This window comes from Salmonella sp. 2018103, assembly GCF_026247685.1.
GTDB classification, from domain to species: domain Bacteria; phylum Pseudomonadota; class Gammaproteobacteria; order Enterobacterales; family Enterobacteriaceae; genus Salmonella; species Salmonella enterica.
Genome location: NZ_CP111029.1, coordinates 2,917,953 through 2,940,670, shown reverse-complemented (window position 1 = coordinate 2,940,670; position 22,718 = coordinate 2,917,953). Strand labels below are relative to the sequence as shown.

Annotated in this window: 24 protein-coding genes; 16 read left to right on the top strand and 8 right to left on the bottom strand. The window is 51.6% G+C overall.

From position 1 onward, the window contains the following. Positions 1-3: 3 nt before the first annotated feature. The gene (gene ybjG / locus OLG56_RS14325) at positions 4-612 is read right to left on the bottom strand and encodes an undecaprenyl-diphosphate phosphatase (RefSeq protein WP_001531378.1); all 609 of its coding nucleotides are present in this window, start codon (positions 610-612) and stop codon (positions 4-6) included. Between the two features lie 312 nt (positions 613-924). Between ybjG and OLG56_RS14320 the strand changes: the two genes are divergently transcribed. Beyond that, complete coding sequence (locus OLG56_RS14320) at positions 925-2,157, top strand: MFS transporter (RefSeq protein ID WP_207011596.1); 1,233 nt, start codon at positions 925-927, stop codon at positions 2,155-2,157. A gap of 53 nt (positions 2,158-2,210) precedes the next feature. Here the strand turns inward: OLG56_RS14320 and OLG56_RS14315 are convergent, their stop codons facing one another. Both OLG56_RS14315 and OLG56_RS14310 read right to left on the bottom strand, forming a co-directional pair. Further along, a complete protein-coding gene (locus tag OLG56_RS14315; RefSeq protein ID WP_000023542.1) occupies positions 2,211-3,026 on the bottom strand; it encodes a Cof-type HAD-IIB family hydrolase in 816 nt (271 codons plus the stop codon). Next, a complete protein-coding gene (locus OLG56_RS14310; protein ID WP_000217430.1) occupies positions 3,023-4,234 on the bottom strand; it encodes an MFS transporter in 1,212 nt (403 codons plus the stop codon). Before OLG56_RS14310 ends, OLG56_RS14315 begins: the two co-directional genes overlap by 4 nt. Positions 4,235-4,401: 167 nt before the next feature. On the opposite strand from OLG56_RS14310, the gene OLG56_RS14305 reads away from it, so the two are divergent. Further along, on the top strand, positions 4,402-5,022 hold the full coding sequence (locus OLG56_RS14305) for a TetR/AcrR family transcriptional regulator (RefSeq protein WP_023212631.1): 621 nt from the start codon (positions 4,402-4,404) through the stop codon (positions 5,020-5,022). Between the two features lie 116 nt (positions 5,023-5,138). On the opposite strand, the gene OLG56_RS14300 is transcribed toward OLG56_RS14305, so the two are convergent. Continuing rightward, a complete protein-coding gene (locus OLG56_RS14300) occupies positions 5,139-6,824 on the bottom strand; it encodes an aspartate:alanine antiporter (protein WP_001024853.1) in 1,686 nt (561 codons plus the stop codon). 270 nt (positions 6,825-7,094) lie between these two features. Here OLG56_RS14300 and OLG56_RS14295 point away from each other — a divergent pair, with 270 nt between their 5' ends. Then, positions 7,095-7,472, top strand: coding sequence for an inner membrane protein YbjM (locus OLG56_RS14295; RefSeq protein WP_000680850.1), 378 nt, complete (start codon positions 7,095-7,097; stop codon positions 7,470-7,472). Positions 7,473-7,503: 31 nt separating this feature from the next. Here the strand turns inward: OLG56_RS14295 and OLG56_RS14290 are convergent, their stop codons facing one another. Continuing rightward, positions 7,504-7,767 carry a GrxA family glutaredoxin gene (locus OLG56_RS14290; RefSeq protein WP_000495513.1) on the bottom strand — a complete coding sequence of 88 codons (264 nt, stop codon included), beginning with the start codon at positions 7,765-7,767 and terminating at the stop codon, positions 7,504-7,506. Between the two features lie 169 nt (positions 7,768-7,936). On the opposite strand from OLG56_RS14290, the gene OLG56_RS14285 reads away from it, so the two are divergent. The 13 genes from OLG56_RS14285 (at position 7,937) to OLG56_RS14225 (ending at position 20,154) form a co-directional block, all read left to right on the top strand. Further along, positions 7,937-8,227 (top strand): YbjC family protein, encoded by a 291-nt coding sequence (locus tag OLG56_RS14285; protein WP_001259137.1) that lies wholly within the window; start codon positions 7,937-7,939, stop codon positions 8,225-8,227. Continuing rightward, the gene (gene nfsA, locus OLG56_RS14280; RefSeq protein WP_000075300.1) at positions 8,211-8,933 is read left to right on the top strand and encodes a nitroreductase NfsA; all 723 of its coding nucleotides are present in this window, start codon (positions 8,211-8,213) and stop codon (positions 8,931-8,933) included. The genes OLG56_RS14285 and nfsA overlap by 17 nt, the downstream gene beginning before the upstream one ends. Before the next feature lie 57 nt (positions 8,934-8,990). Next, on the top strand, positions 8,991-9,893 hold the full coding sequence (gene rimK, locus OLG56_RS14275) for a 30S ribosomal protein S6--L-glutamate ligase (protein ID WP_000684366.1): 903 nt from the start codon (positions 8,991-8,993) through the stop codon (positions 9,891-9,893). 95 nt (positions 9,894-9,988) lie between these two features. Beyond that, a complete protein-coding gene (locus tag OLG56_RS14270) occupies positions 9,989-10,465 on the top strand; it encodes a type III secretion system chaperone family protein (RefSeq protein WP_000624810.1) in 477 nt (158 codons plus the stop codon). A 348-nt stretch (positions 10,466-10,813) separates the two neighbouring features. Then, on the top strand, positions 10,814-11,926 hold the full coding sequence (potF, locus tag OLG56_RS14265; protein WP_000125769.1) for a spermidine/putrescine ABC transporter substrate-binding protein PotF: 1,113 nt from the start codon (positions 10,814-10,816) through the stop codon (positions 11,924-11,926). Positions 11,927-12,013: 87 nt separating this feature from the next. Next, the gene (gene potG, locus OLG56_RS14260) at positions 12,014-13,147 is read left to right on the top strand and encodes a putrescine ABC transporter ATP-binding subunit PotG (RefSeq protein WP_001000698.1); all 1,134 of its coding nucleotides are present in this window, start codon (positions 12,014-12,016) and stop codon (positions 13,145-13,147) included. A gap of 9 nt (positions 13,148-13,156) precedes the next feature. Further along, entirely contained in the window at positions 13,157-14,110 is a 954-nt protein-coding gene (gene potH / locus OLG56_RS14255) for a putrescine ABC transporter permease PotH (protein ID WP_000105453.1), read from the top strand. Next, on the top strand, positions 14,107-14,952 hold the full coding sequence (potI, locus tag OLG56_RS14250; protein WP_001061621.1) for a putrescine ABC transporter permease PotI: 846 nt from the start codon (positions 14,107-14,109) through the stop codon (positions 14,950-14,952). Before potH ends, potI begins: the two co-directional genes overlap by 4 nt. Before the next feature lie 73 nt (positions 14,953-15,025). Further along, on the top strand, positions 15,026-15,499 hold the full coding sequence (locus OLG56_RS14245) for a YbjO family protein (protein WP_000505788.1): 474 nt from the start codon (positions 15,026-15,028) through the stop codon (positions 15,497-15,499). 42 nt (positions 15,500-15,541) lie between these two features. Next, positions 15,542-16,669, top strand: coding sequence for a 23S rRNA (uracil(747)-C(5))-methyltransferase RlmC (gene rlmC / locus OLG56_RS14240; protein WP_001633252.1), 1,128 nt, complete (start codon positions 15,542-15,544; stop codon positions 16,667-16,669). Positions 16,670-16,963: 294 nt separating this feature from the next. Beyond that, positions 16,964-18,307 carry a PTS sugar transporter subunit IIC gene (locus tag OLG56_RS14235; protein WP_000399318.1) on the top strand — a complete coding sequence of 448 codons (1,344 nt, stop codon included), beginning with the start codon at positions 16,964-16,966 and terminating at the stop codon, positions 18,305-18,307. 29 nt (positions 18,308-18,336) lie between these two features. Next, the gene (locus OLG56_RS14230; protein ID WP_000655399.1) at positions 18,337-18,657 is read left to right on the top strand and encodes a PTS sugar transporter subunit IIB; all 321 of its coding nucleotides are present in this window, start codon (positions 18,337-18,339) and stop codon (positions 18,655-18,657) included. Positions 18,658-18,666: 9 nt separating this feature from the next. Beyond that, positions 18,667-20,154 carry a sulfatase gene (locus OLG56_RS14225; RefSeq protein WP_023197601.1) on the top strand — a complete coding sequence of 496 codons (1,488 nt, stop codon included), beginning with the start codon at positions 18,667-18,669 and terminating at the stop codon, positions 20,152-20,154. Between the two features lie 206 nt (positions 20,155-20,360). Here OLG56_RS14225 and artJ read toward each other — a convergent pair whose 3' ends face one another. The 3 genes from artJ to artQ form a co-directional block, all read right to left on the bottom strand. Then, complete coding sequence (gene artJ, locus OLG56_RS14220; protein ID WP_000737537.1) at positions 20,361-21,092, bottom strand: arginine ABC transporter substrate-binding protein ArtJ; 732 nt, start codon at positions 21,090-21,092, stop codon at positions 20,361-20,363. Positions 21,093-21,328: 236 nt separating this feature from the next. After that, positions 21,329-21,997, bottom strand: coding sequence for an arginine ABC transporter permease ArtM (artM, locus tag OLG56_RS14215; protein ID WP_000895393.1), 669 nt, complete (start codon positions 21,995-21,997; stop codon positions 21,329-21,331). Next, positions 21,997-22,713, bottom strand: a complete 717-nt coding sequence (gene artQ / locus OLG56_RS14210) for an arginine ABC transporter permease ArtQ (protein ID WP_001001677.1) — start codon at positions 22,711-22,713, stop codon at positions 21,997-21,999. Before artQ ends, artM begins: the two co-directional genes overlap by 1 nt. Positions 22,714-22,718: the final 5 nt, after the last annotated feature.

Below are 22,718 nucleotides of genomic sequence, written 5' to 3'. Positions count from 1 at the left end.
TGTTTAGTCACGTACCCAGCCTTTTCGAATGGGCAACGCGAAACAGAAACGGTAACAACGTTGCAGCGCCTGGTAGAGCGGCGCGCCGTACCATTGCCAGATCAGCTGTGCGCTCAGGCAGCCAAGCATCGCTACCAGCAGCGCGCCAATCATATCTAACGGCCAGTGTACGCCGAGATAGACGCGCGACCAGGCGATGGTAATGGCTATCGCCATCATCACGATGCCTGACCAGAGGCGGTGCCAGAACAAAAACGCCAGCGCAAAGGTAAAAATCACCGTACCGTGATCGCTGGGGAACGAGTCATCGGCGGCATGATGCAGGAAGTTATAGCCGATATGATCGACAAACGGACGGTCGTGCGGGAAAAGGTGTCCCATTGTCCAGGAGACAGCCAGACTGATAATCAGCGCGATGCCGATTTTAACGATCAGCTGACGCTGGGCGCAGACCCGATCGCGGGGCCCCCACAGCCAGAGTACAACGGCTAAGAGCGGGACGATGTTGATGACATCTTTGGCGATAAAGATAGCGAGCGAAATTGTCCACTGCGCGGAATCAGGCGTGGCGTTAATAAAATAAAACAGCGAGTTGTTAAGGTTTTCCAGCATAACATCCAGGCTCGGAGCAATGAAATCAAAAGGGATAGCCAGCTCATCCCCGTGCAAACTGAGCATAAATGCAGCGTAACAGGGAGGAAAAGCAGTATTGTCTTATTTGGCGGCAACATGAAGAGATTTAAGACAATGGCATAAAATAATGTCGATGATAACGGCGCAAACTTAAATTAACCTTAAAGTACGCAAGCGCTAAGTGGCTTTCTGTAAAAATGTGCGCTATTTCCCTTGCAGCCTCATAATTCGCTATCTCAGTTCCCCGACTTTCATTACACTCTGCGCGGTTTTTATTGGCGAAGAGATGGTATGCAGAATCGTTTACAATCAGGCGGCAGGCTGGGACGTCAGGCGCTGCTTTTTCCTCTCTGTCTGGTGCTGTACGAGTTTTCTACTTATATTGGCAACGACATGATCCAGCCGGGTATGCTGGCGGTGGTTGAGCAGTATCAGGCGGGCCTGGACTGGGTTCCGACGTCCATGACCGCTTATCTGGCGGGCGGTATGTTCTTACAGTGGCTGCTTGGCCCGTTGTCTGACCGGATTGGCGGTCGTCCCGTGATGCTGGCGGGCGTCGTGTGGTTTATTGTCACCTGCCTGGCGACGTTACTGGCGAAAAACATCGAACAATTTACATTCCTGCGTTTTTTGCAAGGGATTAGCCTGTGTTTTATCGGCGCTGTAGGGTATGCCGCGATTCAGGAATCCTTTGAGGAAGCGGTGTGTATAAAAATTACCGCGCTGATGGCGAACGTGGCGTTAATCGCGCCGCTACTGGGACCACTGGTTGGGGCGGCATGGGTGCATGTTCTGCCGTGGGAGGGGATGTTTATTTTATTTGCCGCACTGGCCGCTATCGCCTTTTTCGGGCTACAGCGCGCAATGCCGGAGACCGCCACGCGGCGGGGCGAAACGTTGTCATTTAAGGCGCTGGGCCGGGATTATCGGCTGGTGATAAAAAACCGGCGGTTCGTCGCAGGGGCGTTAGCGCTGGGATTTGTCAGCCTGCCGCTGTTGGCCTGGATTGCGCAGTCGCCGATTATCATCATTAGCGGCGAACAGCTCAGCAGCTATGAATATGGTCTGCTACAGGTGCCCGTTTTTGGCGCGCTCATTGCCGGTAATCTGGTGTTGGCGCGTTTAACCTCCCGACGTACGGTTCGCTCGCTGATCGTGATGGGCGGCTGGCCTATCGTCGCGGGGCTGATCATCGCCGCGGCGGCGACGGTGGTTTCATCCCATGCTTATTTATGGATGACGGCGGGATTAAGCGTATACGCTTTTGGCATTGGGCTGGCGAATGCTGGACTGGTGCGTCTGACGCTCTTCTCCAGCGATATGAGTAAAGGAACGGTCTCGGCGGCGATGGGAATGCTACAAATGCTGATTTTTACCGTTGGCATTGAAGTAAGTAAACACGCCTGGTTAAGCGGCGGCAATGGGCTATTTAGCCTGTTTAATCTGGCAAACGGTATTCTTTGGCTACTGCTGATGCTGGTCTTCTTAAAAGATAAGCGGACGGGGAATTTGCAAACAGTCTGAGAGAGCGGCTACGCCTGATAAGCTTTCTGTTATCAGGCATAGAGAGGCATCCGCTAGACGTTGAACGGCGGCTCGTTGTTTAATACGCTGTCGATAATATCCAGTACGCCTTCCTGGTTGTTCGATCCGGCGCGGTATTTCGCCGCCGCCGCGACCGCTTCGCTGGCGTGCGACATGGCAAAACTAAACCCGGCCTGACGCAGCATCTCAATATCGTTGCCGCCGTCGCCGAATACCACCACTTCACTATCATGAATGCCCCAGCGCTGCTGTAACAGACGCAGGCCGTTGGCTTTATGCACGCCGGGAATTATTAAATCAATACTGCCATAGCCGGTATGAACAGGGACCATGATATCGCCAATGGCGTCGTGCAGCGCCGCCTGTACTTCCGGTATCCGTTCATCGGTAATATTAAGGCCGAATTTGAAAAAGACATCGTTGATATTATTAAAATTATCCACAAACTCCAGACGATGATAATACATTGCCGCAACGGCTTTTAACGCATCGTTATACCGTTTCAGCGTGTAGGCGCTGTTTTTTCCACAGGCGATAATCTCCACATCGGCGCGTGTGAGCAGGTGTTCGACAACCGTCTGGAAGTCGGCTTTTGTCAGCTCGCCGTTAAAAATATCCTCTCCTTCGCTGACCACCCAGCCGCCGTTTTCCGCGACAAAAGCGATTTCGTGCGCAATTTCCGGAAAGAAGGAGATTAACTGGTAATACTGGTTGCCGCTGGCCACGACAAAGCGAATGCCTTGCCGCTTCATGTGTTGGTACTGCGCCATAAACCGGTCACGGTTATAGGTTTTTTGATCGCTCAGAAAAGTGCCGTCCATGTCGACGGCGATTAATTTGATACTCATGCGTTATGCTCCATCACCGGTTGCGGAGTCGATACAGGTTTGGCGACGGCCTTCGCCACCAGCGCCGCCAGAATAACCAGCGCCAGCACAACCATCATGGCGCTGCGTAATCCATAGTGCTCTCCCAGATAGCCCAACAGCGGCGGCCCGACCAAAAACGCCAGATAGCCGGTCGTGGCGACAACGCTCACGCGCGTCGGCGCGTCGGGACCGGTATCGCTGGCGGCGGAAATGGTCAGCGGGAAGCCGAGCGAAGCGCCTAAGCCCCAAAGAATGACCGAGACGCCGGCAACCCAGTCGCTATCGACAAAAATAATCAGACCAATGCCCAGCGCTCCCATCAACGCGCTGGCGCGAACAACCGTCACCCGGCTATAGCGGTCAATAAACCAGCCGCCGGTAAAGCGGCCAACGGTCATACCTAGCGTGAAACCGGCGTAGATCAGAGAGCCGGAGGTTGGGCTAAAACCGTGTCCGTCTACCATCAGTAGCGGCAGCCAGTCATTCGCAGAGCCTTCGGCGAATGCCATTGCCAGCACCACCACGCCAATAAGCAAAAGCTGGATGTCCCGATAAAAAGGTAATCCTTTTTCCTGAAGGTGAGCATCTTCCGATGCGTTTTTACCCGTACCGTCAGGGATCGCCCGAATGGCGATAAAAATGGGCGCGATCGCCACGGCAGCCGCGAGGATGATATGGATGTTAGCCGGGACGCTTAATGCGGTTAACGCCATGCCGACACCAGCGCCCGCCAGCGTGCCGAAACTGTAGAAACCATGCATCATCGGCAGAACGGTTTTATTCAGCTCGCGTTCGACCGCCGCGCCTTCGACATTAATCGCCACTTCGGCGGCGCCAAAACTGGCGCCGAAAACGGCTAATCCAAGGGCAAAAATCAGCGGCGAGGCGCACCACAGCGCGACGCTAAGAATAACCATCCCGGTTACTGCGCAGGTCATCGTTGTGCGAATAACCTTTCGGGTGCCAAATCGTTTCACCAGCCAGGCGGAACAAAGAATACCGCTCATTGAACCGATAGAAAGCCCGAATAAGACCGCCCCCATTTCCGCGGTAGAGACGGAAAGAATATCCCGAATAGCAGGCGTTCGGGTTGCCCAGGAGGCCATCAGCAGTCCGGGTAAAAAGAAGAACATAAACAGCGCCCAGGTACGGCGTTTTAAGGCGTTACGTGAGGAGAGGACGGTCATAGCGTCAGGCCAGAAAATAGAAGCGAGAGGTAAACATTAGCAAGCTTGTGTACATTTGTACATATCGTCGTCATACTTCGTTGTGCAGACAGTTTTTACTGTCTATTTTTTCAGCGTAAGCGGCAGGTTACTATAGCCTGCATCCTGAATGAGATGTGGAACTCATCATGAAAGAAAATGCCGTAAGACGCGCCAATGATCCTAAGCGACGGGAAAAAATAATTCAGGCCACACTGGAAGCGGTAAAGACCTATGGCGTTCATGCCGTGACGCACCGGAAAATCGCCGCTATTGCTCAGGTGCCGCTTGGCTCGATGACCTACTATTTTGCCGGTATGGATGCGTTATTGAGTGAAGCTTTTACACTTTTCACCGAGAACATGTCGCGTCAATACCAGGACTTTTTTGCGCAGGTGACGGATGCGGAGGGGGCGTGCCAGGCGATAACGGAAATGATTTACGGCTCGCAGGTTACGACGCCGGATAATATGGCGTTAATGTATCAGTTATATGCCTATGCCAGCGATAAGCCAGCGTTAAAAATAGTCATGCAAAACTGGATGCAGCGTAGCCAGAATACGCTGGCGCAGTGGTTTGACGCGCAGACCGCCCGCGCACTGGATGCGTTTATCGAGGGGATGACGCTGCATTTTGTAACGGATCGAACGCCGCTGGCGCGTGAAGCGATTTTACAGATGATAAAGCGAATCGCCGGAGAGTCAATGTCGTGTCACTCTGCGTCGGGCAACAAAAAACCCACCAACCTTGAACCGAAATGGCGGGGTTGATGGGCTCCACAAAATGGGGACATCAAAGAAAAGCAGTGGCAATAGGTATGACTGATGCTTTAACGAAAAGTTCGACCTATTGGCAAAATTTTTTCACTTAAAGGCAAACTTCAGTTTTATCCTAACCCCGGCCAGATGATGACAATAAGCGTCCCCGCCAGCGTTAGCAGAACGTTGGCGATGGCGTAAGTCCCCGCATAACCCAGCGCTGGAATATTGCTGCGCGCCGTATCGCTAATGATTTCCATCGCCGGGGCGCAGGTACGCGCGCCCATCATGGCGCCAAACAGCAGCGCCCGGTTCATGCGCAGCACATAAGCGCCAAACAAGAAGCAGATCACCACCGGTACCAGGCTGACGACAAGCCCGGCGATCAGCATTTGTCCGCCGACCGCGCCCAGACCGTTGCTGATACCGCTGCCGGCGCTTAAACCAACGCCTGCCATAAATACCATCAAGCCGAATTCTTTCACCATGTTAAGCGCGCCCTGCGGAATATAACCAAAGGTAGGATGGTTAGCGCGCAGGAAACCGAGCATGATCCCGGCGAACAGCAATCCGGCCGCGTTGCCGATGCCGAAACTAAAATTGCTGAACTGGAAGGTAATCATCCCGATCATTAACCCGATGATAAAAAAAGCGCAGAAGGCGAGCAGGTCCGTCACCTGGCTATGGATCGAAATAAAACCAATGCGATCGGCGATGGTTTTTACGCGTCTGGCGTCGCCGCTCACCTGTAACACGTCGCCTTTATTCAGCACGACGTTATCGTCGATAGGCATTTCGATCTGGCTGCGGATGACGCGGTTAAGGAAGCAGCCATGATCGGTCAGCTTGAGCTGAGCGAGGCGGCGACCGACCGCATTGTGGTTTTTCACCACAATTTCTTCCGTCACGATGCGCATATCAAGCAGATCGCGATCAAACACTTCCTTACCATTACGGAAGCTGGGATCGAGCCTGGCGTGCGCGTCCGGATAGCCGACCAGCGCAATCTCATCGCCCATTTGCAGCACCGCATCGCCATCCGGGTTCGCCAGAATACCGTTACGGCGAATACGTTCGATATAGCAGCCTGTCTGACGGTAAATACCCAGCTCGCGCAGGTTTTTGCCGTCAGTCCAGGCCACCAGCTCCGGGCCAACCCGATAGGCGCGGATAACCGGCAAATAAACCTTGCGATTAGCATCGGTATCCAGACCGCGCTCGCGAGCAATTTGCTGGGCGCTGGTTTGCAAATCCTGATGCTGTAGTTTAGGCAAGTAGCGCGCGCCCACGATCAGACTGACCAAGCCAATCAGATAGGTCAGGGCATAGCCCAGGCTCAGATTATCAAGAGCGGAGGAGAGTTGGGTGCTGGCGATGCCGGAATGTCGCAGGGTATCGCCTGCGCCAACCAGCACGGGCGTGGATGTCATTGAGCCGGCCAGCATACCGGCCGTCAGGCCGATATCCCAGCCGAATAGCTTACCAAGGCCTAAGGCGATTAGCAGAGCGCTACCGACCATGACCAGGGCAAGCATCAGATAATTTTTACCGTCGCGAAAAAAAATCGAAAAAAAGTTGGGGCCAGCCTCGACGCCGACACAAAAAATAAACAGCATAAATCCCAGATTTAGCGCGTCGGTGTTAATACTGAAGTGTTGCTGCCCTAATAATAGAGAGACCACTAAAACGCCAATGGAATTACCAAGTTGGACTGAACCCAGACGTAACTTGCCAAGACACAGGCCAAGAGCCAGGACCACAAATAATAACAGGATGTAATTCCCATTTAACAAATCTGCGACGTTTATATTCACGGAGACTAACTTCTTGTTTACGAGTAAGCTGTTGAAAGAAATGGTAATTTACGCTACTGTTTTTATCATGAATTAAGGGTGCAATCGTATTGCATACAGCATCCAAATAAAAACAACACAACAATATATCCTGCTAGTTTAATCTTATTGCGTACTAACGGCTATAAGAATCGTGCAGGTGTGTTTTTGGCATGGAATGCCACATGACTTTATCTGACTGGATGCCTCACGGCGGAAAGCGTGTTCGATAGAGAGTGTCAGGAGGAACGATTGAAACATAAACACGGGTGGGCAAGCGTTGTCTGCTGCTTTGTACTCTTTATTGTGGTGTGTCTTTCATTAACTATGCATGTACAAGGCGCTTTTCGCGCGGCAGGGCATCCTGAGATTGGACTGTTATTTTTTACGTTGCCTGGTGCGGTGGCCAGTTTTTGTTCTCACCGACGCGAGGTGATCCGACCGCTGATCGGGGCGATGCTGGCGGCGCCGTTTTGCCTGGTGTTAATGCGCGTGGTATTTATGCCTACCCGATCGTTTTGGCAAGAACTGGCGTGGTTATTTAGCGCCGTATTCTGGTGTGCGTTAGGCGCGCTCTGTTATTTGTTTATTAGCAGCCTGTTTAGCCACCGGCGAAAAAAACGCCGGTAGCGCCCTCCGGTAGAGGGCGTTGCCAGAGCAATCAGGCGAAAAGATTCAGATTTTCTTTTGCCCATGCTTCAAAATCTGTACAGCCGCCGATATGTTTTTGATCGACAAAAATCTGCGGTACGGTTTCTACAGGTTTACCTACGGTTTTTTCCAAATCCGCTTTAGTAATGCCTTCGGCATGGATATCAATATAGCGGTAGTTGAAATCGTCGCGTTCTTTGCTCAGTTTTTCCGCCAACTCTTTTGCACGCACGCAATAAGGGCACCCTGGGCGGCCAAAAATAACAGTAAACATATCTCTCCTCGAACATAAAGCCAGACGGCGAACAGGTGTTATCATGCCGCGATTTACGGCAGATGAAAAGCAGGTTACGCCTGTTCCTTTGATAACCCAGGGCTATATCTGTTAAGCACGCCGGACCAGAACGTTCTACACTGTGCGTCAGTTTACCGGGAGGCTTGATATGCGCACGATTGGCGTGTTACCCAAAAGCGTACTGATACTGGAATACCTCGGTATGATTTTGCTGGCGCTTGCTCTGCTATCGCTTAATCATTACCTTACGCTGCCCGCGCCGTTCAATACGCCGCTGGCTGGCGTATTGATGGTTTTCCTGGGCGTCGTGTTGATCCTCCCCGCCGCGGTGGCGATGATGTGGCGTATTGCGCAGTTACTGGCGCCGCAGTTGATGAAACGTCCACCCGACATTTCTTCCCGTTCAGATAGAGAAAAGCATAATGAGTCCGACCATTGAACTTCTTTGTGGCCATCGTTCTATTCGCCATTTCACCGATGAACCCGTGACTGACGCGCAGCGAGAGGCCATTATTGCCGCCGCGCGCAGCACGTCCAGTTCCAGTTTTTTACAGTGCAGCTCTATTATCCGTATTACCGATCGGGCGCTGCGCGAGGCGTTAGTGCCCCTGACGGGCGGGCAAAAGCATGTGGCGCAGGCCGCTGAGTTCTGGGTATTTTGCGCCGATTTTAATCGTCATTTGCAGATCTGCCCTGACGCGCAGTTGGGGCTTGCCGAACAACTGCTGCTCGGTGTCGTCGATACGGCGATGATGGGGCAAAATGCGCTGACGGCGGCGGAATCACTGGGGTTAGGCGGCGTGTATATCGGCGGCATTCGTAACAATATTGAATCTGTTACCGAACTGTTAAAATTGCCGAAGCATGTATTGCCGCTCTTTGGCCTGTGTTTGGGATGGCCTGCGGATAATCCGGATCTGAAACCGCGCCTGCCTGCAGAGCTTGTGGTTCATGAGAACCAGTATCAACCGCTTGATGAAAAGCTGCTGGCGCGCTATGACGAGCAGTTGGCTGAGTATTATCTGACCCGAGGCAGTAATACGCGACGCGATACCTGGAGCGATCATATCCGTCGCACCCTGATTAAAGAAAATCGCCCATTTATCCTTGAATATTTGCATAAACAGGGCTGGGCGACGCGCTAAAACCTGCGGGCCAGTGTATGATACGCGGGCTTTTCAGGGTTTTCAGCGAGGTGCAGGGTGAAAATTGCCATATTGTCCAGGGATGGAACGCTCTATTCTTGCAAACGTCTGCGCGAAGCGGCGATGCGGCGCGGCCATCTGGTCGAGATACTCGATCCTCTTTCCTGCTATATGAATATTAATCCGGCTGCGTCGTCGATCCATTACAAGGGGCGTCGTCTGCCCCATTATGACGCCGTTATTCCCCGTATTGGTTCGGCCATTACCTTTTATGGTACCGCTGCGCTACGTCAGTTTGAGCTACTGGGTAGCTATCCGCTGAATGAATCCGTCGCCATTACCCGCGCGCGCGATAAGCTGCGATCGCTACAACTTCTGGCGCGCCAGGGGATCGATCTTCCCATTACCGGGATCGCCCATTCTCCGGATGACACCAGCGATCTTATTAAGATGGTTGGCGGGGCGCCGCTGGTCGTGAAGCTGGTAGAAGGCACGCAAGGGATCGGCGTGGTATTGGCGGAGACGCGTCAGGCTGCTGAAAGCGTTATTGATGCGTTTCGGGGGCTGAATGCCCATATTTTGGTTCAGGAATACATTGCCGAAGCTAAAGGATGCGATATTCGTTGTCTGGTCGTCGGCAATGAGGTTGTGGCGGCGATTGAGCGGTGCGCGAAAGCCGGTGATTTTCGCTCCAATCTTCATCGCGGCGGGGTGGCCAGCATCGCGACGATCACGCCCCGTGAACGGGATATCGCCATCAAAGCCGCACAGACGCTGGGGCTGGATGTGGCGGGTGTCGATATTTTACGCGCCGCGCGCGGGCCGCTGGTGATGGAGGTGAATGCCTCGCCGGGGCTGGAAGGTATCGAAAAGACTACGGGCGTGGATATCGCGGGGCGAATGATTCAGTGGATAGAACGTCACGCTACGCCTGAATTTTGCCTTAAAATCGGCGGCTAATCGCAATCGTGGATTCCGCCGTAGTACGAAGCACGCTTTTTGCGTAAGCTGTGCCGGTAATTTTTCATCGTCATCGTAAGAGGTAGCACATTATTATGATATCACTGGTCGTTCCCACTCTGGATACGTTGCGTCAATGGCTCGACGACCTGGGCATGAATTTCTTCGAATGTGATACCTGCCAGGCGCTGCATTTGCCGCATATGCAGAATTTTGACGGCGTCTACGATGCTAAAATCGATTTGGTGGACAACACCATTCTTTTTTCCGCGATGGCGGAGGTCAGGCCTTCCGCGTTGCTGCCGCTGGCGGCCGATCTCTCTGCTATCAACGCCAGTTCGTTGACGGTAAAAGCCTTTCTCGATATGCAGGATGATAATCTGCCAAAACTGGTTGTGTGCCAGTCTTTATCCGTTATGCAAGGCGTCACCTACGAACAGTTCGAATGGTTTGTTCGCCAAAGTGAAGAGCAGATTTCTATGGTGATCCTTGAGGCCGGGGCGCATCAGCTTCTGTTTAACGCGGAAGAAGACGCGCAAAAAACCAGCGCGGTTGACCATTTTCTTCACTGATCCCTCCCGATAATCAGGCAGTCGCTGCCAGCGCGGCTGCTGTTTACGTTTTTTTATGCTGCAGTTAACCTTTATTTAAAGAATTATTCACCTCATTTCTGACCATTTCGCTTTATCACATAGACAAAACCTGCATAAAAAATTGATAAAAGGCGTTTTTTAATCTGGGCTATAGCCTCAAACCTTAGCTAAAGTTATTCTTGCGAAGCTTCTATAGCGAGCTTGATGGCAGGGAGGGCGACCTCTCTTCTTTATTTGTATCAAATGAAAAGGTATGCACATTTCAGGCATGTTTTAAACCACGCCTAATGGGTTCATTTGTTAACGGATTTCAGAAGGAAAGCGATGATGACCGCCTTAAAGAAAAAATGGCTATCGGGTCTGGTTGCGGGTGCTTTGATGGTCGTCTCTGTCGGCACGCTCGCTGCCGAACAAAAAACGCTGCACATTTATAACTGGTCAGATTATATCGCGCCGGACACGGTGGCGAACTTTGAAAAAGAGACCGGGATTAACGTTATCTATGATGTCTTTGACTCTAACGAAGTGCTGGAAGGCAAGTTAATGGCAGGCAGCACCGGGTTCGATCTGGTGGTGCCATCGGCCAGTTTTCTTGAGCGCCAGCTCACCGCGGGCGTTTTTCAGCCGCTGGATAAAAGCAAACTTCCCGGCTGGAAAAACCTCGATCCTGAACTGCTGAAACTGGTAGCGAAGCACGATCCTGACAACAAATACGCCATGCCCTACATGTGGGCCACGACGGGCATTGGCTATAACGTTGATAAAGTGAAAGCGGTGCTGGGGGATGATGCGCCAGTGAATAGCTGGGATTTAGTCCTCAAGCCAGAAAATCTGGAGAAGCTAAAAAGCTGCGGCGTCTCTTTCCTTGATGCGCCTGAAGAAATTTTTGCCACCGTGCTGAACTATCTGGGTAAAGATCCGAATAGCAGCAAAGCGGATGACTACACCGGCCCGGCAACCGATCTGTTGTTGAAGCTACGGCCAAACATTCGCTATTTCCACTCCTCGCAATACATTAACGATCTGGCTAATGGCGATACCTGTGTGGCCATCGGCTGGGCGGGCGATGTCTGGCAGGCCGCTAACCGGGCGAAAGAGGCGAAAAATGGCGTCAATATCTCTTTCTCGATCCCCAAAGAGGGGGCAATGGCATTTTTTGATGTGTTTGCCATGCCGGCTGACGCCAAAAATAAAGACGAGGCCTACCAGTTCCTTAATTATCTGTTGCGCCCTGATGTGATTGCCCATATTTCCGATCACGTTTTCTACGCCAATGCGAATAAAGAGGCGACGGCGCTGGTCAGCCAGCAGGTGCGCGATAACCCGGGAATTTATCCGCCGGCGGATGTGCGGGCCAAGTTGTTTACCCTGAAAGTGCAGGAGCCGAAGATTGATCGTGTCCGCACCCGCGCATGGACGAAGGTGAAAAGCGGTAAGTAATTGATTAACGGTATGGCCTGATAAGCGTGCGCTATCGGGCATTCCACCGTTTGTATCGTTTGATTGTGTTATGCCGGAGAGCGCCTTGTGAATGATGTCCCCCACCGCCCGCAGGTGAAAACCCGTAAAGCGCTGACGCCGCTTCTGGAAATTCGCAACCTGACGAAGTCATTCGACGGGCAACATGCTGTCGATGATGTCAGTCTGACTATCTATAAAGGCGAGATTTTTGCCCTGCTGGGCGCGTCAGGTTGTGGAAAATCGACTCTGCTACGGATGCTGGCAGGTTTTGAACCACCGAGCAGCGGGCAAATTATGCTCGACGGCGTCGATCTGGCGCATGTTCCGCCGTATCAGCGTCCGATTAATATGATGTTTCAGTCCTATGCGTTGTTTCCGCATATGACGGTAGAGCAGAACATCGCTTTTGGTCTGAAGCAGGACAAACTGCCGAAGGCGGAGATTACCAGCCGCGTCAATGAAATGCTGGGTCTGGTGCACATGCAGGAGTTTGCGAAACGTAAGCCGCATCAGCTTTCCGGCGGTCAGCGTCAGCGCGTGGCCCTGGCGCGCAGTCTGGCGAAACGTCCTAAGCTGCTCTTGTTGGATGAACCGATGGGCGCGCTGGATAAAAAATTACGCGACCGGATGCAGCTTGAAGTGGTGGATATCCTTGAGCGCGTCGGCGTGACCTGCGTCATGGTGACGCACGATCAGGAAGAAGCGATGACGATGGCGGGGCGCATTGCCATCATGAACCGTGGAAAATTTGTGCAAATTGGCGAACCGGAGGAGATTTACGAGCATCCGACGACCCGCTACAGCGCCGAATTTATCGGATCGGTAAATGTTTTTGAGGGCTTACTGAAAGCGCGTGAAGAGGACGGTCTGGTCATTGACGCGCCCGGTTTGGTTCATCCGTTAAAAGTCGATGCAGATGCCTCTGTCGTTGATAATGTGCCGGTATATGTGGCGCTACGTCCGGAAAAAATCATGCTGTGTGAGTCGCCGCCTGCCGATGGCTATAATTTCGCCGTCGGCGAAGTGGCGCATATTGCGTATCTCGGCGATCTGTCTATTTATCATGTGCGGCTAAAAAGCGGGCAGATGATCAGCGCTCAACTGCAGAATGCGCACCGTTACCGGAAAGGGTTACCGACCTGGGGCGATGAAGTGCGTTTGTGCTGGGAAGCGGATAGCTGCGTGGTCCTGACGGTATAAGGGGGAAACATGAGCACACTTGAACCTCCGGCACGCATCAGTAAACCTGGCGGCGCGGCGCTATGGTTGGCGCGAATGCAAATGAAACATGGGCGTAAGCTGGTTATTGCTTTGCCTTATATCTGGCTCATTCTGCTGTTTTTACTGCCGTTTCTTATCGTCTTTAAGATAAGCCTGGCGGAAATGGCGAGGGCGATCCCGCCGTATACCGATCTGCTGGAATGGGCTGACGGTCAGTTGTCGATTACGCTCAACCTCGGCAATTTTTTGCAACTGACCGACGATCCGCTTTATTTCGAAGCCTATCTGCAATCGTTACAAATTGCCGGTATTTCCACAATCTGCTGCCTGCTGCTGGGCTACCCGCTGGCGTGGGCGGTGGCGCACAGCAAGCCCTCCACGCGCAATATCCTGCTGCTGTTGGTGATTCTGCCCTCGTGGACGTCTTTTTTAATACGCGTCTATGCCTGGATGGGCATTTTGAAAAACAACGGTGTGCTGAACAATGTGTTGCTGTGGCTAGGGGTTATCGATCAGCCGCTGACGATCCTGCACACTAACCTGGCCGTCTATATCGGCATTGTTTATGCGTATCTGCCGTTTATGGTTCTGCCCATTTATACCGCGTTGACGCGCATTGATTATTCGCTGGTGGAAGCGTCGTTGGATCTCGGCGCCCGACCGCTGAAAACGTTTTTTAGCATCATTGTCCCGCTCACCAAAGGCGGAATCATCGCTGGCTCGATGCTGGTTTTTATCCCGGCGGTGGGCGAATTCGTGATCCCGGAACTGCTTGGCGGGCCGGACAGTATCATGATTGGTCGCGTCCTGTGGCAGGAGTTTTTCAATAACCGCGACTGGCCGGTGGCTTCTGCGGTCGCCATTATTATGTTGCTGCTGCTGATAGTACCGATCATGTGGTTCCATAAACATCAGCAAAAAAGTGTGGGGGAGCACGGATGAATAACTTACCGGTCGTTCGCTCGCCCTGGCGCATTCTGATTCTGGTGCTGGGGTTTACTTTTCTCTATGCGCCGATGTTAATGTTGGTGATTTACTCGTTTAACAGTTCGAAGCTGGTGACGGTGTGGGCGGGATGGTCGACGCGCTGGTATGGCGAGCTCTTTCGGGATTCCGCCATGATGAGCGCAGTGGGACTAAGCCTGACAATTGCCGCCTGCGCGGCGACGATGGCGGTGGTGCTCGGTACTATCGCTGCGGTGGTGATGGTGCGATTTGGACGATTTCGCGGCGCAAACGGCTTTGCGTTTATGATCACCGCGCCGCTGGTGATGCCGGATGTGATTACCGGGCTGTCGCTGCTGCTACTGTTTGTCGCGCTCGGTCATGCTATCGGCTGGCCCTCCGATCGCGGAATGCTGACCATCTGGTTGGCGCACGTCACTTTCTGTACCGCCTATGTGGCAGTGGTGATCGCTTCGCGATTACGCGAACTGGATCGTTCGATTGAAGAGGCGGCGATGGATCTTGGCGCGGCGCCGTTGAAGGTCTTTTTTGTCATTACGTTACCGATGATCATGCCAGCGGTGATCTCGGGCTGGCTGTTGGCCTTTACGCTCTCCCTTGACGATCTGGTGATTGCCAGCTTCGTTTCCGGTCCCGGCGCCACCACGCTACCGATGCTGGTTTTCTCCAGTGTGCGCATGGGCGTGAACCCGGAAATCAACGCGCTGGCGACGTTAATCCTCGGCGTGGTAGGAATCGTCGGATTTATTGCCTGGTACCTGATGGCGCGAGCGGAAAAACAGCGGATTCGCGATATCCAGCGTGCAAGACGCGGCTGAAGCCACTAAAATTTTCCACTATGGCAATGCGTTGCCGTGCGGGTCGCGGCATCATTTTCAGGGAAGACATTCATTGGGATTTATAAAGCAATCAACCTCATCACATGCCCGTTTAAATGTGCCTACGCTGGTGCAGGTTGCGGCTATGGCGATTATTTTGATTCGCGGTCTCGATGTGCTGATGATTATGAATACCCTCGGCATACGCGGGATGGGCGAGTTTATTCATCGCAGTGTACAGACGTGGAGCTTAACCCTTGTCTTTCTGGCAAGCTTAGTGCTGGTCTTTGTTGAAATTTATTGTGCGTTTTCGCTGGTGAAAGGCCGTAGCTGGGCGCGCTGGGTGTACCTGGCGACACAAATTATTGTGAGCGGATATCTGTGGGCGGCGTCGTTAGGCTACGGGTATCCGGAGTTGTTTAGCATCGCGGGAGAATCGAAGCGTGATATCCTGCATTCCCTGGTCATGCAAAAACTCCCCGATCTTTTAATTCTGTTTCTGCTGTTTATTCCCGCTCCCAGCCGTCGGTTCTTCCGGCTGCAATAATGTGTATAATCGTCGCCCCGGATAATATGAAGGTTTTTTGGTATGCAGTGCGCACTCTATGACGCGGGTCGCTGCCGTTCCTGTCAATGGATTACGCAGTCGGTTAATGAACAACTTTCCGCAAAAACAGCCGATTTACATCGTTTGCTGACCGGGCTGCCTGTTGAACAGTGGTGCGCGTCGATTGGCGGCCCGGAACAGCATTTCCGCAACAAAGCGAAAATGGTCGTGAGCGGTAGTGTAGAAAAACCGCTCTTCGGGATGCTGCATCGCGACGGTACGCCAGTCGATCTTTGCGGCTGCCCGCTGTATCCCGCCTCCTTTGCCCCCGTATTCAGCGCGCTAAAACCTTTTATTGCCCGTGCCGGACTCACGCCTTATAACGTGGCGCGAAAACGTGGCGAACTGAAATACCTGTTGCTGACGGAAAGTCAGTTCGATGGCGGCATGATGCTACGCTTCGTGTTGCGTTCAGAAACCAAACTTACGCAACTTCGCGCAGCGTTACCGTGGCTGCGTGCGCAACTGCCGCAGCTCAGGGTGATCACCGCAAATATTCAGCCGGTACATATGGCGATTATGGAAGGGGAGACGGAAATCTATCTGACGGATCAGCAGGCGCTGGCGGAACGTTTTAACGATGTGCCGCTGTGGATTCGTCCGCAAAGTTTCTTTCAGACCAACCCTACGGTCGCCAGCCGATTATATGCAACGGCGCGCGATTGGGTAGGGCAACTGCCGGTACGCCATATGTGGGATCTTTTTTGCGGAGTGGGCGGATTCGGCCTGCACTGCGCGACGCCGCAGATGCAATTAACCGGTATTGAGATCGCGCCGGAGGCGATTGCCTGCGCGAAGCAATCCGCTGCCGAGCTGGGATTGACCCGCCTTCATTTCCAGGCGTTGGATTCCACCCAATTCGCCACCGCACAAGGCGAAACGCCCGACCTGGTGTTGGTGAATCCTCCCCGCCGTGGCATTGGCAAGCCGTTGTGCGATTACCTTGCACAAATGGCGCCGCGTTTTATTATTTATTCAAGCTGTAACGCGCAGACGATGGCGCAGGATATTCGCCATCTGCCGAACTACCGTATTCAACGTGTTCAGCTTTTCGATATGTTCCCGCATACCGCGCATTATGAAGTGTTAACATTGCTTTGCAGGCTGTAGCGCCAAAAGCCAGACATACAAAATATCTATATTAACTGTCTAATTATCCATAAATAATAATAACCATGATCGATCGATAAAAAACTCCGATCGATCATGGTTATATATTACCCTATTTTTGCAAATCAAATCACAAATAATCACTTTAAATCTTTTAATGACTAATTTTGATTATTACAGTGCGTGTAAGGCAAAATTAGACAAGGTGGTTTATCGGGTAAATTTCAATAGCATCAGCGAAGCAATACGCAACGTCAGTAAAGGGGTCAATCATGACAACGAATAGGCACGCTTATGGAGGGCGTTCAGACGATGTTTGCCAAATTTATAGATGTTATTCAAACGTTTTTAACTGAACCGGCAATATTAATTGGGATATTAGTCGGTGTTGGCTATGCGCTGGATAAAAAGACGCCTATAAAAATTATCACCGGTATGATCAGCGCGATGGTCGGTTTGATGATGGTGTTATTTGGCGGCTTTCAATTTTCAGCCACTTTTAAACCGGTTGCAGAGGCAGTCAGCAAGGCTTATGGCGTGCATGGATACTTAATGGATTCATACGCCATGAAAGCCGCGACGCAAATAGCGCTGGGCGATAATTTCGGCTATGTAGGATACGTTTTTGTACTGGCGTTTTTTACTAACCTGATATTAGTTTTATTTGGTCGTTATACTGGCGCAAAAGGTATATTTCTTACTGGTAATACCGGGGTCTCACATTCACAGGCGGTACTGTGGTTAATTGTCTTCTGGCTGGGGTTCGGTTGGGTACAATCCATTGTGATTGCCGGGGTATTGACCGGGGTCTTTTGGGCGTTTTCAACCACGCTTATTGTTAAACCCATCGCCAAAGTGACCAATAACGCCGGTTTTACCATCGCGCATAACCAGATGTTGGGACTGTGGTTTTTCTCGAAATTCGCGCATAAATTCGGCGATCCGGAAAAGCATGACGCCGAAAACCTGAAACTTCCCGGTTGGTTAGCCATTTTTAACCACAACGTGACGGCAATCGCCATTGTGATGACGCTCTTCGTTGGCGGTTTTTTATTGGCGACAGGAATCGATAACGTACAGTTAATGGCGAAAGGCAAACCCTGGTATATCTATATCATCAATCTGGGCCTGCAATTCTCTATGTATATGGTCATCTTGCTGCAGGGCGTGCGGATGATGGTAGGCGAAATTAACGGTTCGTTTAAAGGATGGCAGGATCGCTTTATTCCTAACGCTATACCGGCTGTGGATGTTGCTGCTTTATTACCTTTTTCGCCGAACGCGGCCACGCTGGGATTCGTCTTTTGTACCTTCGGCACGATTTTTTCCATGGGCATTCTGCTGCTCATCCATAGCCCTATTATGGTATTGCCTGGTTTTGTTCCGCTCTTCTTTTCCGGCGGTCCCATCGGCGTATTAGCCAACCGAATGGGGGGATATCGTTCCGTTATTATTTGTACTTTCCTGTTAGGGATTATTCAGACTTTCGGTACGGTATGGGCCATTCCTTTAACCGGGCTGGCAAAAGAAGGCGTGGGCTGGACGGGAATATTTGACTGGGCGACTCTGTGGCCTGCGATTTGTGAATTACTGAAATTTATTGCTTCAACGTTCCATCTTGGTCCTTATTCCATTTAATTGATTCGGTTTATATAAAGGATTTTATTATGAAAGATTCTGTAAATATTTTATTCGTATGCGGTTATGGTGTAGGCAGTAGCGTAATGTTACAGACTGTGGTTAAAAAAGCGTTAGCAAAATATGACTTCTCTTTTGATATGGAGCATACGGCAGCGGGAGAGGTCGGTGGATTTACCGACTGGGCAGATATTTATGCGATTTCGAAAAAATTGCTTGATGTTGTTAGCCTCGATCCTAAACACGGACAATATCTCATTCCCATTGAAAATATCATGGATGGCGAATCAATAGGTAAACAGATTTACGATGTGGTAGAGAAAAATTTTCCGCACCTGCTCAACAAATGAGGGTGAGTCATGAAAGCGATTATTCTGCTGTTTGACAGTCTGAATAAAAACTATTTGCCGCCCTATGGCGATTTGCTAACGAAAGCGCCTAACTTTCAACGCCTGGCGGCACATGCCGCCACCTTTGACAATAGTTATGTCGGCAGTATGCCCTGTATGCCAGCCCGTCGGGAACTGCACACCGGGCGCTATAATTTCCTGCATCGTGAGTGGGGGCCGCTGGAACCCTTTGATGATTCCATGCCGGAATTATTGAAAAAAGCGGGGATCTACACCCATCTTATCAGCGATCATTTGCATTACTGGGAAGACGGCGGCGGTAACTACCATAACCGCTATAGCTCCTGGGACGTAGTACGCGGTCAGGAGGGCGATCACTGGAAGGCGAGCGTTGGCGAGCCGCCCATTCCGGAAGTATTGCGCGTTCCACAAAAACAAACCGGAGGCGGCGTTTCCGGGCTATGGCGTCACGACTGGGCGAACCGCGAATACATCCAGCAGGAAGCCGATTTTCCCCAGACGAAAGTTTTTGACGCCGGGTGCGATTTTATCCATAAAAATCATGCCGAAGATAACTGGTTATTGCAGGTTGAGACGTTCGATCCGCATGAGCCGTTTTATACCACCGAGGAATATTTATCGCTCTATGACGATGAGTGGCAAGGCCCGCATTATGACTGGCCGCGCGGCAAAGTCAGTGAAAGCGAGGAGGCGATAGCGCATATTCGCTGTCGTTATCGGGCCCTGGTTTCCATGTGCGACCGCAATCTTGGACGTATCCTTGATCTGATGGATGAACACGATCTCTGGCGCGATACGATGCTGATTGTCGGTACCGATCACGGCTTCTTGCTGGGGGAGCACGGTTGGTGGGCTAAAAATCAAATGCCCTATTATAACGAGGTGGCTAATAACCCGCTGTTTATCTGGGACCCGCGCAGCGCGGTATGCGGAGCGCGGCGGCAGTCGCTGGTGCAGATGATTGACTGGGCGCCAACGCTACTGGATTATTTTCAGCAACCTATTCCCGCAGATATGCAGGGCCAACCGCTGGCGAAAGTCATTGCCAGTGATGAACCCGTCAGGGAAGGCGCGCTGTTTGGCGTGTTTAGCGGACATGTTAATGTTACCGACGGACGCTATGTTTATATGCGGGCCGCGCAGCCGGGGCGTGAGCATGACATTGCGAACTACACGTTAATGCCGATCAAGATGAATGCGCGTTATGACGTGGATGAACTGGGAAAATTATCTCTGGCACCTCCGTTTAAATTCACTAAAGGGCTTCAGGTATTACGTATTCCGGCCAGGGAAAAATATAAAGGTGTGAATAGCTTTGGTCATCTCTTGTTTGATCTCAGAGACGATCCGCAACAGCAACATTCTATTCATGATGAGGCCATCGAAGCAAGGATGATCAACTTACTTATCCGTTTGATGAAAGAAAATGATGCTCCGGCGGAGCAGTATCGCCGTCTGGGTCTGGATGTTATCTAAAAACGTAACAATGTTATAAGCCGGGTACGCGTCAGCGTCACCCGGCAAGTATTAGTCCGAATCGCCTGTTGATGCAGGCGTTTGAGACTGATGACAAACTGTAGAATGCTCAATGGCGTTGCGCTTATCAGGCCAGGATGATTTCGTGGTCTGAATAAGGTATTTATACTGCCATTTCGCAACACGGTGGGCTAATCACATACGTCTTACTGCGGGAACCACTGATCGCTGATTTTCTGATAAGTGCCGTCCGCTTTAATGGCGGCCAGCGCATCATTCAGTTTTTCCAGCAACGCCTTATTGTCCGGGCGCACCGCGATGCCAAGTCCGGTACCGAAGTATTGCGGATCGGTCACTTTCTCTGTTGCCGGACCCAGTTGCGGATTCGTTTTCAGCCACTCATTGACCACTGCGGTATCGCCAAAGACGCCGTCAATACGGCCATTTTTCAGGTCGATAATCGCATTCTGGTAGCTGTCGTAGGCCACGGTTTTGACCTCCGGATGTTTATCCTGGAGATATTTTTGATGCGTGGTGCCATTTTCCATACCGATACGCTTACCTTTTAGATCGGTAAAGGTTTTATAGGTGTCTTTTTTGGCAATCACCAGCGCGGAGTTCGCATAATAGGGATTGCTAAAGGCGACCTGCTTACTGCGCTCCGGGGTAATGTCCATTCCGGAAATGACGGCATCATATTTTCTGAATTTCAGCGCCGGGATAAGACTATCGAAAGCATGATTGGTAAAAGTACATTCTGCCTGCATTTGCTTGCATAATGCGGTTGCCAGATCGATATCGAAGCCCACAATTTTATTACTCGCATCCAGGGATTCAAACGGGGGATAGGTGGCGGAAACCCCGAAATTGATTTTTTCAGCGGCGATGCTGCCAGTGGCGAAAGAGGCGAGTAATGCGGCCAGAACTAACTTTTTCATGATGTCACTCCCGTAATCTTATGATTATGCGCCGTGTCTGCGGCATAGATTTACAATGCCATTAATTGAATTTGTATGCAATAAAAATGATTAAATATTTTAAAATGGATAAAAAAAGACGGACAAGTTAACCACTTGTCCGTCGGGTTTATTCAATATTATGCATCGTAGGCTTGATAAGCGCAGCGCCATCTGACCATTGTCGAACGGCGGCGAGAATGCCTTATCCTGCCTGGTTAATTGCGCCGCTCAAACGCCAGGGCTTTACGCTCAATCAAACGCATCATCAGCGTCAATAGACCGTTGACGACCAGATAAATTACGCCTGCCGCACCAAATACCATCACATCGTAGGTACGACCATAGAGCAACTGACTGTACCCCATGACCTCCATCAAGGTGATGGTATAGGCCAGAGAGGTACTTTTGAAGACCAGTACTACCTCATTAGAATAGGAGGAGAGGGCGCGTTTAAACGCATAGGGCAACAAAATCGCCAGCGTATCTTTCTTACTCATCCCCAGCGCGCCGCAGGACTGCCACTGACCTTCCGGAATCGCGCGAATCGCGCCATAAAATAGCTGCGTGGTATAAGCGGCGCTGTTTAGCGACAACGCGATCAGTGCGCACAGCCACGGTTCAGACAGTAGATGCCAGAGTAGCGGATACTCTTGCAGTGTCGGGAATTGACCGGGTCCGTAGTAGATCAGGAAAATTTGCACCAACAACGGCGTACCGGTAAACAACGTGATATAGCCGCGCACCAGCCACACCACGAACGGCGTTTTTAGCGTCAGGATAATGGTAAAAACTAACGCCAGCACCAAAGCGACGGCAATAGAAGCCACGGTCAGCGTCAGGCTGGTGTGTAGCCCTTTTAGCAGTTCAGGTAAGTACTCAAGCATTAGTCTGGCCTCCGCTCAAAACGTGTCGCGCGCAGGTCTATGCGTTTGAGAATGTACTGACTGATCAGCGTAATGACCAGGTAAATAGCCGCCGCAATAATGTACCAGTTAAACGGTTCCTGGGTGCGTGTGGCAATACTTTTGGTCTGTAACATCAGATCGTTAACGCTGATAAGGCTGACCAGAGCCGTATCTTTTAGCAACACCAGCCACTGATTACCCAGCCCTGGCAGGGCGTGACGCCACATCTGCGGCATCACCAGACGGAAAAAAATCGCCGTCTTTGATAATCCCAGTGCCTGACCCGACTCCCACTGACCAGACGGAACGGCTTTCAGCGCGCCGCGTAGCGTCTGCGACGCATAGGCCGCATACAGCAGGGACAACGCAATCACGCCGCACAGGAACGGACTGACGTCAAAGTTCTCAATCTCCATTTGCACCGGGATCTGCGTAAAGCCGAGATGGAGGGTAAACCCGTCAGACAGCGTAAGCAGGAGTTGCGAGGAGCCGAAATAGATAAACAGCACCACCAGAATTTCCGGCAGGCCGCGTAAAATAGTGACCAGCGCGGAGCCTATCCAGGCAATCGGGCGCCATTTTACGGACTCCCAGACGGCAAAGAACATGGCTAACGCGAGGCCAATGATCAGCGCGCAGACGGCAAGGCCGACGGTCATCCCGGCGGCGCTTGCTAAAGGAAAAAATTCGTTCATCAAAG

Excerpts from the sequence above, each read along its gene's own strand:
- ybjG (WP_001531378.1), bottom strand. The coding sequence starts at position 612 with ATGCTGGAAAACCTTAACAACTCGCTGTTTTATTTTATTAACGCCACG.
- OLG56_RS14315 (WP_000023542.1), bottom strand. The coding sequence starts at position 3,026 with ATGAGTATCAAATTAATCGCCGTCGACATGGACGGCACTTTTCTGAGC.
- rlmC (WP_001633252.1), top strand. The coding sequence starts at position 15,542 with ATGCAGTGCGCACTCTATGACGCGGGTCGCTGCCGTTCCTGTCAATGG.
- potH (WP_000105453.1), top strand. The coding sequence starts at position 13,157 with ATGAGCACACTTGAACCTCCGGCACGCATCAGTAAACCTGGCGGCGCG.
- OLG56_RS14310 (WP_000217430.1), bottom strand. The coding sequence starts at position 4,234 with ATGACCGTCCTCTCCTCACGTAACGCCTTAAAACGCCGTACCTGGGCG.
- OLG56_RS14235 (WP_000399318.1), top strand. The coding sequence starts at position 16,964 with ATGGAGGGCGTTCAGACGATGTTTGCCAAATTTATAGATGTTATTCAA.
- OLG56_RS14305 (WP_023212631.1), top strand. The coding sequence starts at position 4,402 with ATGAAAGAAAATGCCGTAAGACGCGCCAATGATCCTAAGCGACGGGAA.
- OLG56_RS14270 (WP_000624810.1), top strand. The coding sequence starts at position 9,989 with ATGATATCACTGGTCGTTCCCACTCTGGATACGTTGCGTCAATGGCTC.
- OLG56_RS14230 (WP_000655399.1), top strand. The coding sequence starts at position 18,337 with ATGAAAGATTCTGTAAATATTTTATTCGTATGCGGTTATGGTGTAGGC.
- OLG56_RS14320 (WP_207011596.1), top strand. The coding sequence starts at position 925 with ATGCAGAATCGTTTACAATCAGGCGGCAGGCTGGGACGTCAGGCGCTG.
- OLG56_RS14290 (WP_000495513.1), bottom strand. The coding sequence starts at position 7,767 with ATGTTTACTGTTATTTTTGGCCGCCCAGGGTGCCCTTATTGCGTGCGT.
- potI (WP_001061621.1), top strand. The coding sequence starts at position 14,107 with ATGAATAACTTACCGGTCGTTCGCTCGCCCTGGCGCATTCTGATTCTG.
- OLG56_RS14225 (WP_023197601.1), top strand. The coding sequence starts at position 18,667 with ATGAAAGCGATTATTCTGCTGTTTGACAGTCTGAATAAAAACTATTTG.
- artM (WP_000895393.1), bottom strand. The coding sequence starts at position 21,997 with ATGCTTGAGTACTTACCTGAACTGCTAAAAGGGCTACACACCAGCCTG.
- potF (WP_000125769.1), top strand. The coding sequence starts at position 10,814 with ATGACCGCCTTAAAGAAAAAATGGCTATCGGGTCTGGTTGCGGGTGCT.
- nfsA (WP_000075300.1), top strand. The coding sequence starts at position 8,211 with ATGAGTCCGACCATTGAACTTCTTTGTGGCCATCGTTCTATTCGCCAT.
- OLG56_RS14285 (WP_001259137.1), top strand. The coding sequence starts at position 7,937 with ATGCGCACGATTGGCGTGTTACCCAAAAGCGTACTGATACTGGAATAC.
- artQ (WP_001001677.1), bottom strand. The coding sequence starts at position 22,713 with ATGAACGAATTTTTTCCTTTAGCAAGCGCCGCCGGGATGACCGTCGGC.
- artJ (WP_000737537.1), bottom strand. The coding sequence starts at position 21,092 with ATGAAAAAGTTAGTTCTGGCCGCATTACTCGCCTCTTTCGCCACTGGC.